10 protein-coding genes and 1 pseudogene are annotated in these 11597 nt (G+C 66.7%); 1 reads left to right on the top strand and 10 read right to left on the bottom strand.

What is annotated here, in order from left to right; genetic code table 11:
- Positions 1 to 234 precede the first annotated feature (234 nt).
- Together GQ56_RS0138325 and GQ56_RS0138320 are read right to left on the bottom strand one after the other, a co-directional pair.
- Entirely contained in the window at positions 235 to 1320 is a 1086-nt protein-coding gene (locus tag GQ56_RS0138325) for an NlpC/P60 family protein (RefSeq protein WP_031403670.1), read from the bottom strand.
- 237 nt (positions 1321 to 1557) lie between these two features.
- Positions 1558 to 3360 carry a PhoH family protein gene (locus tag GQ56_RS0138320; protein ID WP_031403669.1) on the bottom strand — a complete coding sequence of 601 codons (1803 nt, stop codon included), beginning with the start codon at positions 3358 to 3360 and terminating at the stop codon, positions 1558 to 1560.
- Here GQ56_RS0138320 and GQ56_RS47125 point away from each other — a divergent pair.
- Positions 3256 to 3500: pseudogene (locus tag GQ56_RS47125) on the top strand (hypothetical protein); the annotation flags it as partial. The gene GQ56_RS0138320 and the pseudogene GQ56_RS47125 sit on opposite strands and share 105 nt — an antisense overlap.
- A 192-nt stretch (positions 3501 to 3692) precedes the next feature.
- Here GQ56_RS47125 and GQ56_RS0138315 read toward each other — a convergent pair.
- From GQ56_RS0138315 to GQ56_RS0138280, 8 genes are all read right to left on the bottom strand, one after another.
- Positions 3693 to 4154, bottom strand: coding sequence for a peroxiredoxin (locus GQ56_RS0138315; protein ID WP_031403668.1), 462 nt, complete (start codon positions 4152 to 4154; stop codon positions 3693 to 3695).
- A gap of 95 nt (positions 4155 to 4249) precedes the next feature.
- Positions 4250 to 5146 (bottom strand): polysaccharide deacetylase family protein, encoded by an 897-nt coding sequence (locus GQ56_RS0138310; RefSeq protein ID WP_031403667.1) that lies wholly within the window; start codon positions 5144 to 5146, stop codon positions 4250 to 4252.
- A 13-nt stretch (positions 5147 to 5159) separates the two neighbouring features.
- Complete coding sequence (locus GQ56_RS0138305; protein ID WP_052001626.1) at positions 5160 to 6215, bottom strand: bifunctional UDP-4-keto-pentose/UDP-xylose synthase; 1056 nt, start codon at positions 6213 to 6215, stop codon at positions 5160 to 5162.
- On the bottom strand, positions 6212 to 7159 hold the full coding sequence (locus GQ56_RS0138300) for a formyltransferase (protein ID WP_031403665.1): 948 nt from the start codon (positions 7157 to 7159) through the stop codon (positions 6212 to 6214). Before GQ56_RS0138300 ends, GQ56_RS0138305 begins: the two co-directional genes overlap by 4 nt.
- On the bottom strand, positions 7156 to 8193 hold the full coding sequence (locus GQ56_RS0138295; RefSeq protein ID WP_031403664.1) for a glycosyltransferase: 1038 nt from the start codon (positions 8191 to 8193) through the stop codon (positions 7156 to 7158). The genes GQ56_RS0138300 and GQ56_RS0138295 overlap by 4 nt, the downstream gene beginning before the upstream one ends.
- 6 nt (positions 8194 to 8199) lie before the next feature.
- Positions 8200 to 9351: a DegT/DnrJ/EryC1/StrS family aminotransferase gene (locus GQ56_RS0138290; protein ID WP_031403663.1), complete on the bottom strand. Its 1152-nt coding sequence runs from the start codon at positions 9349 to 9351 to the stop codon at positions 8200 to 8202.
- A 130-nt stretch (positions 9352 to 9481) separates the two neighbouring features.
- Positions 9482 to 9853 carry an EamA family transporter gene (locus GQ56_RS0138285; protein ID WP_014896865.1) on the bottom strand — a complete coding sequence of 124 codons (372 nt, stop codon included), beginning with the start codon at positions 9851 to 9853 and terminating at the stop codon, positions 9482 to 9484.
- A 13-nt stretch (positions 9854 to 9866) separates the two neighbouring features.
- The gene (locus GQ56_RS0138280; protein WP_031403662.1) at positions 9867 to 11543 is read right to left on the bottom strand and encodes a glycosyltransferase family 39 protein; all 1677 of its coding nucleotides are present in this window, start codon (positions 11541 to 11543) and stop codon (positions 9867 to 9869) included.
- Positions 11544 to 11597 lie beyond the last annotated feature (54 nt).

The raw sequence follows: 11597 nt of genomic DNA, 5'->3' as shown, positions 1-11597 counted from the left end.
GCCGGCAACATCGTGTGGGCGTGGGTGCTGACGCTGCCCGCCGCCGCGCTGTTCGCGGCCGGCGGCTGGTGGCTCGGCCATCAGATATTCTGATCGCCGCTACCGTCGAACGGGAACCGAAATGCGCCGCAAACCGAAAGGTTGAGGCGCATTTTCTTTGGGGCCGAGGGAATGGGGCGGTTGCGCGTCGAGTCCGGTCGCAGCTCGCCGTGAGCGGCAGGGTGAAACAGGGACTTAGTAGCTTCCGTTCGCAAACCGGGCAATCGGATCGTCCGCGGTGCCGGTGCGCGGGCTGACCGGCGCGGATTGCGTCGACGCGCGCAGCACCTGCACGGGTGCCGGTGCGACGCCGCGCGGCGACGTCGCCACGGGGGCAGGCGGAGGTTCCGCATCGAAAGCGGCCGCCTGGGCGGCCGTCAGCGCCATCGTCGGAATCTGCGTGCCGACCTCGGTCGGGGCGGCCGGCGCCGTATTCGCCGCGACGGCGGCCGTGCCGGTGCCGTCAAACGTGGAAGTGGCGATGGCCTGCTGCGGAGGAGCCGCCTGCACGCGCGGCGGCGGTTCGTACGGATCGGCCGGCGCTGTCGACGCGACCTGCGCGGCCGGCATGACCGGAGCGGGCGACGGGGTCGCGCCGGATTGCGGCGACGCATAGGCGGGCTGGCGCGGCGCGGCGGCGGTCATGATCGCCGGAGCCGGCGCAGGTGCGGCCGCCGGCGCGTTGCGCGGTTCGTCGCGCTTCGCCTCGTAGGTGGGCGCGTCGAACGGCGTGGGCGCCGTGCGCGGCGGCGCGACGCGGCGAATGCCGTCGAAGCGCTTGGCCCAGTAAGGGTTCGTCAGGTAGTCGAGCCGCACGGTACCGCCCGTCGACGGCGCGTTGACGAAGCGCAGCTTGCCGACATAGATGCCGACGTGCGAATGCGGCCGTCCGGTCGTATTGAAGAAGATCAGGTCGCCCGGCGCGACCTGGTCGGGTTCGATCGACACGCCGCGGCCGCTCATGTCGGCGGTCGTGCGCGGCAGGTTCACGTCGGCCGCACGGCCGATCACGTAGCGCACGAGCCCGCTGCAGTCGAAGCCGCTCGCCGGCGTGTTGCCGCCCCAGCGATACGGGACGCCGACGAGGCTCATCGCCTGGATCGAGATCTCTTCCTGGCCGACACTGTGATCGACGAATTTCGGGAAATTGGCGGGGGCGGGGAACGCGCGCGGCGTCGTGATCCTCATGCCCGGATCGGTGCGCGATGCCGACTGCGGCGGCACGCTGGAGCAGGCCGCAAGCAGGGAAACGACAGCAACGGGAACCGAGATTCGAAGCATGGCAAGGCGGGCGGGCGCGGGGCGCTCGCGAATCGTATGACAACAGACAGACCCGATGGTAGACGCTCCGGCGGGGCTTGATCAACCACTCCTGAGAATTTACTTGAAGTTTCGCGCGTAAACCGGGCTGTTTCGTGACGAAACGTTACTTACGTCTTCGACCCCAAATAAAAACGGCGCTCCGGAAACGGAGCGCCGTGCGGTGTCGACAGCTGGCCGGCGGGCCGGCCTGCCGCGTTACAGGATGTCCGACGCGTAGTCGGCGAGCCGCGAGCGTTCGCCGCGCGCAAGCGTCACGTGGCCGCTGTGGCCCCAGCCCTTGAAGCGGTCGACGACGTAGGTCAGGCCCGAGCTGCCTTCGGTCAGGTAAGGCGTGTCGATCTGCGCGATGTTGCCGAGGCACACGATCTTCGTGCCGGGGCCCGCCCGCGTGACGAGCGTCTTCATCTGCTTCGGCGTCAGGTTCTGCGCCTCGTCGATGATCAGGTACTTGTCGACGAACGTGCGGCCGCGCATGAAGTTCATGCTCTTCACCTTCAGGCGCGAGCGGATCAGCTCCTGCGTCGCGGCGCGGCCCCATTCGCCGGCCGCGTCGTCGGTCTTCTGCAGCACTTCGAGGTTGTCGTCGAATGCGCCCATCCACGGCTGCATCTTCTCTTCCTCGGTGCCGGGCAGGAAACCGATGTCCTCGCCGACGGGCACGGTCGCGCGCGTCACGATGATCTCGTTGTAGCGCTTGTCGTCGAGCACCTGCGCGAGACCGGCCGCGAGCGCGACGAGCGTCTTGCCGGTGCCGGCCTGGCCGAGCAGCGTGACGAAGTCGATCTCGGGGTTCATCAGCAGGTTCAGCGCGAAGTTCTGCTCGCGGTTGCGCGCGGTGATGCCCCACACGTTGTTCTTGTGGTGGCTGTAGTCGCGCAGCGTCTGCAGCAGCGCCGTCTTGCCGTTCAGTTCGCGGACGATCGCATGGAACGTCGGCTCGCCGTTCTGCGGTTCGAGATAGACGAACTCGTTGACGAGCATCGACGCGACGAGCGGGCCGGTCACGCGGTAGTACGTGGTGCCCGTCTTCGTGTCCTGCCAGCTCTCCATGCCCTTCGCATGCTTGGTCCAGAAGTCCTGCGGCAGCTCGCGCACGCCGCTGTACAGGAGATCCGAATCCTCGAGCACCTGGTCGTTGAAGTAGTCTTCCGCGGGCAGGCCGAGCGCATGCGCCTTGATCCGCATGTTGATGTCTTTCGACACCAGCACGACCTGACGGTCCGGCCGGTCGCGCTGCAGCGCGCGCACGACACCGAGGATCTGGTTGTCGGCCTTGCCTTCGGGCAAGCCTTCGACGGGCGCGATGTCGGTGAGCTTCGTCTGGAAGTACAGACGGCCGACCGCTTCGCGGCTGCCGAGGCGCGACAGCGGAATGCCGGCCGTGATCGGGCCCGCATCGGCGACCAGCGCGTCGAGTGTGCGGCTGACCTGGCGCGCGTTGCGCGCGACTTCGGACATCCCCTTCTTGTGGTTGTCGAGTTCCTCGAGCGTCATCATCGGCAGATAGACGTCGTGTTCCTCGAAGCGGAAGAGGCTGCTCGGGTCGTGCATCAGCACGTTGGTGTCGAGCACGAACAGTTTCTGCTGTTCGGCTTCGGCGGGCTTGCGGCTGCGCGACTTGGTCGCGGCGCCCGTGTCGCGCGCGGGAGCCGCGGCCGGTTTGTCGGCGGCCGGCTTGTCGTTGCGCGCGATGACCGGTGCCGAGGGTTCGGCGGGCGCCGGCATCGGCTGCAGCAGGGCAGCGGTCTGCTTGGTCTTGCGGCCGCGTGCGGGTGCGCTTGCGGCGTCTTGCGCCGAAGCCGCGACGGCGCGCAGCGGCGCGGCCGTATTCGCGGCTTCGGTCATCGGTTGGGCCACGCTCGCCGGACCATAGTCACCGGCTGTGGATGCGTCCCCTTCGGCGGATTTCTTCGCGGCTTTCGCGGGCCGCGCTTTCGCCTTGTATTCGTCGGGCGGCAGCAGGCTGCCGAGCTTGCTGGGGGGGGTAGGCAAAGGCATGGTGTCCCTCGGGAGGAATCGTGTCGCATGGCGTGCGCCGCTGATCGCATCCTGCGTGACGTAGACGCATGCAGTTTGCGCGCGGTGGCGCACAGGAAGTTCGTCTAGCCGGTTCGCCTAAGTGTCGATCAGCTCCTTGATGCGGTGACGGCCGGACCAGGGGCCGGCGCGCAATCCATAAAAAAAGCCGCTGCCCCGTCGACAGGGGCATGCGGCTCGGCTGATACCGTCGTAATGCGCGTCAGTTGCCGGCAAGCGTCGCAACGAGCACCGGCGCAGCTACGAGAAATATGGGGCGAACTGGCATTCATTGCGGCCCAATATAACGCGCCTCAAAGCGCTTGTACAGCACTTAGCACGTCGTCCACATGCCCCGGCACCTTGATGCCGCGCCATGCCTGACGGAGCACGCCGTCGGCGTCGATCAGGAACGTCGAGCGCTCGATTCCGCGCACTTCCTTGCCATACATCTTCTTCATCTTGATGACATCGAACAGCGCGCACAGCGCTTCGTCGGCATCGGAAATCAGCGGGAACGGCAGCTCGAGCTTTGCCTTGAAATTGTCATGCGAGCGCAGGCTGTCGCGCGACACGCCGATGACTTCCGCACCGGCTTTCTTGAACTTCGGATAAAGATCGCGGAACTGCAGCCCTTCGGTCGTGCAGCCCGGCGTGTTGTCCTTCGGATAGAAGTACAGCACGAGTTTCCTGCCCTTCAGGTCGGACAGCGAAATGTCGCCGCCCGTAGCCGGTGCGGTGAAATCGGGAACTTGACGGTCAACTTCGACGGACACGTGTTTCTCCTGTTGTTATGGAAAGGCGCCGCTGCGGCGGTGCGGCGCGGCAGTGCGCCGCAACGGCGGGGCGGACGACGCCGGCGCGCGCGAACTCAGTCGGGCTGAACGATCAGTTCGCCGGAGCGGCCGGGGATTTCGCCCCACGTGACAGGGTACGATGGCAGCGAGTCGCGGTCCAGCGTCGCGTGGTAGTCGCCCATCGTCGCAAACGTGTGGCCTTGCGCGCGCCAGCCCGCGAGCAGCTGTTCGAACACGGGCGCGAGCTTCTGGCCTTCCAGTTCCGCATGCAGCGTGAACACCTGGTCGTGCGGATTGGTTTCGGTGAACTTGAGGATGTGCGCGGCGACGTTGTGCGTGTCGACGCCGTCGATGCCGAGCACTTCATCCAGCGTCGGCAGCGTGGTCGGCATCTGCACGTGCGACAGCATGCGGCCGTCGACGACCGGCAGGTACGGCGAATGGCCGCGCCCGTCGGACGCGTAGCGCATCCCCCATGCGTCGATCTGCTCGAACGCCGCGTCGTTCATCTGCCAGCCGGCCGCGCCGTGCGTGACGGGCGGCGCGCCGAAGATCTCGACGAAGCGCGCATGGCTCTTCTGCATCTCGCGGGCGGTCCAGTCGCGATCGCGCACACGGACGTTGTCCTGCCAGTACACGTGATCCCACGTATGGATCCCGCATTCGAAGCCGGCCTCGTGGATCGCGCGCATGTCGGCGATCGCGCGGCGGCCGATGTCGGGGCCCGGCAGCAGCACGCCGTACATCAGCTGCTTCACGCCGTAGTGTTCGACCACCGACGTGCGCGACACCTTCTTCAGGAAGCCGGGGCGGAACACGCGCCGCAGCGCCCAGCCCGTGTGATCGGGGCCGAGGCTGAAGAGGAAGGTCGCGCGCGCGCTGAAGCGGTCGAAGATGCGCGCGAGGTTCGGCACGCCTTCGCGCGTGCCGCGCAGCGTGTCGACGTCGATCTTGAGGACGATGCGAGCCAATCGAACGTCCCGGTCAGCCTTGTTGCTCGACGAGCGCGCGCGCGTCGGCGACGTGGCCGCGATACGCTTCGAAGATGTTGCGCAGCGCGTCGTCGAACGTCGCCTGCGGCGCCCAGCCGAGCTCCTGCATCGTGTTGTCGATCTTCGGCACGCGGTTCTGCACGTCCTGGTAGCCGTTGCCGTAGTAGGCGCCGGAAGTCGTCTCGACGAGCTGCACCTGCTTGGCCGAATCGGCGTATTCCGGGAATTCCGCGGCCAGCTCGAGCATCTTGTGCGCGAGTTCGCGAACCGAGAAATTGTTGTTCGGATTGCCGATGTTGTAGATCTTGCCCGACGCGACGCCGTCCTTGTTGTCGATGATCTTCATCAGCGCGCTGATGCCGTCGCCGATGTCGGTGAACGCGCGCTTCTGCGAGCCGCCGTCGACGAGGCTGATGTTCTCGCCGCGCACGATGTGGCCGAGGAACTGCGTGACGACGCGCGAGCTGCCTTCCTTCGGCGTGTAGATCGAGTCGAGGCCCGGGCCGATCCAGTTGAACGGGCGGAACAGCGTGAAGTTCAGGCCTTCCATCCCGTAGCCCCAGATCACGCGGTCCATCAGCTGCTTCGAGCAGGCGTAGATCCAGCGCGGCTTGTTGATCGGGCCGTAGGTCAGCGCCGATGCATCCGGGTCGAACTGTTCGTCCGCGCACATGCCGTAGACCTCGGAGGTCGACGGGAACACGAGGTGCTTGCCGTACTTGACGGCCGAACGCACGATCGGCAGGTTCGCCTCGAAGTCGAGCTCGAACACGCGCAGCGGCTGCTGGACGTAGGTGGCGGGCGTCGCGATCGCGACGAGCGGCAGGATCACGTCGCACTTCTTCACGTGATACTCGACCCACTCCTTGTTGATCGTGATGTCGCCTTCGAAGAAATGCATCCGCTCGTGGTTGACGAGATCGCCGAGCCGATCGGTCTGCATGTCCATGCCGAACACTTCCCAATCGGTGGTTTCAAGAATGCGCTTCGACAGGTGATGGCCGATGAAGCCGTTCACACCCAGGATCAGGACTTTTTTTGCTTTCATGAATGACGGGAAGAATGAATGAACTGCGCGAATTCCGCGGGCGTCACGATGGCTTCGCTGTCGCCGCGCTGCTGCCACAGCTCGAGAATGGATAGGGCGCGGCTGTCGCCGCAGACGCCGAATAGCGCATTATCGCTTACGTGCAGGCCGGGCGGCAAATCCGCCGCAGCCGCGGCGGCCGCGCTGCCGGGCGCCGCGAGGCGCGCGCGCGCGATCACGAAACGCGTGCCGTCGATGTCCGTGAACGCGCCCGGATACGGGGGCGCGACCGCGCGCACCAGGTTGTAGACCTGCGCGGCCGGCTTCGACCAGTCGACGCGGCCGTCTTCGGGCTTGCGCCCGCCGAAGTAGCTGCCGGCCGCGAGATCGTTCGGCAGGTGCGGCGCCTCGCCCGCGAGCAGCGCGGGCAGCACGCGCCAGAGCGTCTGCTCGGCGGCCACCGTGACCTTGTCGAACACCTGCGCGGCCGTGTCGTCGGGCAGGATCGGCACGGCGGTCTGGCCGATGATCGCGCCCGCGTCGGGCTTGGCGGCCATCTCGTGCAGCGTCGCGCCGGTTTCGGTTTCGCCGTTCAGCACGGCCCAGTTGGTCGGTACCCGACCCCGGTATTTCGGCAGCAGCGAACCGTGCATGTTGTACGCGCCGCGCGGTGCGATCGCGAGCAGGTCCACCGGGAGCATGTGCCGGTAATAGAACGAGAAGATGAAGTCGGGTTGCGCGTCCGAGACCGCGCGGCGCAGCGCCGGATCGGCGGGGTCGGCCGGCGTGAGCACCGGAATGCCGTGTTCGGCGGCGACCGACGCGACACTGCCGAACCAGATGTTCTCGTGCGGGTTGTCCTCGTGCGTGACGACGAGCGCGACGTCGACGCCGCGCGCGAGCAGCACCTGCAGGCATCGTACGCCGACGTTGTGATAGGCGAAAACGACCGCGCGCGGCTTCATTGCGCGGCTCCCGCCCGGTTCGCGCCGGCCGGCACCGACGGCACGCCGTCGTGCTGCTCGAGCACGGCCTGGATCAGGTAGCGCGGCCGCGCGCGCACCTGCTGGTAGATGCGGCCGACGTATTCGCCGAGCAGGCCGAGCGCGAAGATGATCACGCCGAGCAGGAAGAACGTGATCGCGAACAGCGTGAACACGCCTTGCACTTCCGCGCCGACGATGAAGCGCCGCACGAGCAGCAGCACGAACAGCGCGGCGGAGCCGAGCGACAGGATCACGCCGATGAACGACAGCCACTGCAGCGGCACGACCGAGAAGCCGGTCACGAGGTCGAAGTTCAGGCGGATCAGGCTGTACAGCGAGTATTTCGACTGGCCCGCGAAGCGTTCCTCGTGCGCGACCTCGATTTCGGTCGGGTTCTGCGCGAACGTATACGCGAGTGCGGGAATGAACGTGTTGACCTCGCCGCACACGTTGATCGTGTCGATGATGCGGCGGCTGTATGCGCGCAGCATGCAGCCCTGGTCGGTCATCTTGATGCGCGTGATGCGCTCGCGCAGCCGGTTCATCATCTGCGACGCCTTGCGTCGCCACAGGCTGTCCTGGCGCTGCTTGCGGATCGAGCCGACGTAGTCGTAGCCCTCGCGCATCTTCGCGATCAGCTTGCCGATTTCCTCGGGCGGGTTCTGCAGGTCGGCGTCGAGCGTGATGACGATCTCGCCGCGCGACTGCGCGAAGCCGGCGAGGATCGCCATGTGCTGGCCGTAGTTGCCGTTGAGCAGCACGACGCGCGTCGTGTCCGGGCGTACGTGGAACTGATCGGCGAGCATCGCGGCCGAGCGGTCGCGGCTGCCGTCGTTGATCAGGATCACTTCGTATGACGTGTCGAGTGCGTCGAGCGCCGGATACAGCCGCGCGAACAGCGCGGCGAGGCCGTCTTCCTCGTTGTACACGGGGATGATGATCGATACTTCGGGACGGCCGGCGTCCAGGTGCCCGGCGACCGGATGCCCGGCGCGTGCTTCAAGGTGACTCATGTACGCTTATTTTCCGTATTGTTCGCAAATCTGGTTGATGGCGTCGACCACGCGACGCACGTCGTCTTCCGTCATCTGCGTGAAGAGCGGCAGCGTGACGGTCGACGCGCCGTACCGTTCGGCGTGGGGGAACATGCCCTCCTTGAAGCCGCGCGCACGGTACAGCGTGAAAAGATGGATCGCCGGGTAGTGGATGCCCGTGCCGATGCCGCGTTCCTTCATCTGCGCCATGAACTCGGCGCGCGTGATCGTCAGCCGCTCGAGCGGCAGCGTGATCAGGAACATGTGCCAGTTGCCGTTCTCGAACTCGGCGACGGGCAGGCCGATGCCGAGTTTCGTCGCCGCGCTGCCGTCGAACGCGGCGAAATAGGCGCGGGCGAGGCCGCGGCGCTGCGCGGTGAAGCGCTCGAGGTGCGGCAACTGGCCGAGGCCCACGCGCGCGGCGACGTCGGTGAGGTTGTACTTGCCGCCGAGCACGTCGCAGTCCATCCCGTCGAAGCCGGTGCGCGTGATGCCCTGCAGCCGGTACTTCTGCGCGAGCGCCGCCTCGTCCTCGTTGTTCAGCACGAGCGCGCCGCCTTCGATCGTCGTCAGGTTCTTGTTCGCGTGGAAGCTGAACGACACGATGTCGCCGATCGCGCCGATGCGCTTGCCGTTCCACGTCGAGCCGAATGCCTGCGCGGCATCCTCGATCACGCGCAGCTTGTGCGCGCGCGCGATTGCGTACAGGCGGTCCATGTCGACCGGCAGGCCGGACAGGAACACCGGGATGATCGCCTTGGTGCGCGGCGTGATCGCCTGCTCGAGCTTGTCGAGGTCGATGTTGCGCGTGACGGGATCGATGTCGACGAACACGGGCGTCGCGCCCGTCTCGAGGATCACGTTGCTGGTCGAGACCCACGACGCCGGGGTCGTGATCACCTCGTCTCCGGCGCCGACGCCCGCGATGCGCAGGCCGATCTCGAGCGTGCAGGTACCCGAATTGAAGGCGCGGACCGGGCGGCCGCCGCAGTATTCGGACAGCGCCGCCTCGAACTTCTGGCACTGCGGGCCGGTGGTGATCCAGCCCGAGCGCAGCACTTCGACGACACCCTGGATGGTTTCCTCATCGATCTCGGGGCGGGTGAACGGCAGAAACGGGGCGGTAGTCTGGCTCATGAACGCGTTGGCCTGTAATGGCGTGTAATAAAAGGGTCGGGCGATCCCGTCCGAAACCGGCATTAGACACCGGTTGTCGGATTCGCACCGTGATTTTTTGTAGGCGGACGTTTAACGCCGCGGGGCATGCTCAGCTGCGCGCGAGCACGAGCACGCCGATCAGGATGATGCCGATGCCGACGAGGCGCTGGACCGACAGCACCTCGCCGAACAGGTACCAGGCCGCGAACGCGTTGACGACGTAGCCGAGCGACAGCATCGGGTACGCGATCGACACGTCGACCCGCGACAGCCCGAGAATCCAGACGACGACGCTCAGCACGTAGCAGCCGAGGCCGCCGATGATCGGCAGCTGGGTCGCGATCTTCAGGCCGACCGGGATGATGTTCGCACGGCTGAATTCGAAGTGTCCAACGGCGTTGACGCCGGCCTTCAGCAGCAGTTGCGCACAGGCGTTGAGCATCACGCCGGTGATGATGCAGACGAACGAAACGGGATTCATGCAGTGGGCGTCCTTACGATTGCGGTTTCTCGACGATCACGCGGCGGTTGTCGCGCGCGATCACGCGCATCGGCACGCCTTGCCCGACCAGCGCGTCGTACTGGTCCGGCGGCATGATCGCGAGCGCGTGGGTGTCCTGTTTCCAGCGCGTGATCCACTCGCCGACGGTCGGAATCCACTTGCTCGGCTCGACCGAGATCCCGAATGCAAGCTCGTCCTGGCGCTGGACCATGATCGTCGTGTGGCCCATGTAGAACGGGAACGTGTGATCGAGCATCTCGATCGAGTAGAACGGCGTGTCGGGCGGCAGCTTCGCCAGTTCGGCGCGCACGACGGGCGCGAGCAGCGCCCCCGAGCTGTAGCGGCCGAACTCGTCGTGTCCGGTGCCGCCGATCGTGCCGAACGCGAGCCACGCGGCGCCGAATGCGGCGAGCGCGGCGGCGACGCCCGCCCGGCGGTTCAGCCAGGTGGCGGCGAACGTCAGCGCGGCCGTGACCGCGAGGCCCGCGTACAGCCACATCTGGAATGCGCGGTACAGCGCGTTCGGCGTGCGGGCATCACCCTGATACGCGAGGAAGATGATGCCGAACGCCGCGGCGACGAGGAACACGAGGTAGCCGAGCAGATGGCGGCGGAACCGGTCGGCGGTCATCAGCGGCAGGTACGCGCCGATGATCAGCGCGAGCGCCGGCGCGACCGGCAGCACGTACGAGATCAGCTTCGAATGCGACGCGCTGAAGAACAGGAAGATGAATGCGCTCCAGATCAGCAGCACGAGCATCGGCGAGAAGCCGTTCGGCTGGCGCGGCATCCGCAGCGCATGGCGGATGCTCTGCCACACGACCGACAGCCATGGCAGGAAGCCGACCAGCAGCACCGGCACGAAGTAGTAGAACGGGCCCGGGCGGTTCTGTTCGGGGGTCAGATACCGGCGGAACTGCTGGACGACGAAGAAGAAGTTGAAGAACTCCGGGTTGCGCTGCTGGACGAGCACGAACCACGGCGTGACGATCGCGAAGAAGATCACGAGCCCGCTCACGAGATACAGGCGCTTCCACAGCGCCCAGTCGCGCGCGACCACCGTATACAGCACGAGCACGGCGCCGGGCAGGATCAGGCCGACGAGCCCCTTGGACAGTACCGCGAACGCCATCGCGGCCCAGCACGTCCACATCCAGCCGCGCGCCGCGGCCGGGCGCAGCCCGGGCCGCTGCGCGAGCAGCAGCGCGCACAGCGACAGCGCCATCCAGAACGCGAGCCCCATGTCGAGCGCGTTGAAGTGGCCCATCAGGTTCCAGTACGGCGCGCTGGCGAGCACGACGGCCGCGAGGAAGCCGGACAGCGGGTTGAACAGCCGCGCGCCGGTGTAGCCGACCAGCAGCACGCCGGCGAAGCTGGCCATCGCCGTGTAGAGGCGCGCCTGCCATTCGCCGATGCCGAACCACGCGAACGTCAGCGCGTTCAGCCAGGTCTGCAGCGGCGGCTTCTCGAAGTACTTGTAGCCGTTGTAGCGCGGCGTGATCCAGTCGCCGGTGACGAACATCTCGCGCGCCATCTCCGCGTAGCGGCCTTCGTCGCTCGGGATCAGGTGGCGCAGCCCGAGCGGCGCGAACCAGACGATCGCGAGCGCGACGAGCAGGAAGACGAGCGTGATGCGATTGAGCGGTAGCCTCGAAGGCGTATCGTTCATGGATTTTCAGCCTGTTGTGTGTTGTGACGGTCCGCCGGCGGGTGGCGCCGGGGG

This window comes from Burkholderia paludis, assembly GCF_000732615.1.
In the GTDB taxonomy this organism is placed as follows: domain Bacteria; phylum Pseudomonadota; class Gammaproteobacteria; order Burkholderiales; family Burkholderiaceae; genus Burkholderia; species Burkholderia paludis.
Note: the sequence above shows the minus strand (reverse complement) of the source record. Positions and strands in the feature narration are given on the sequence as shown.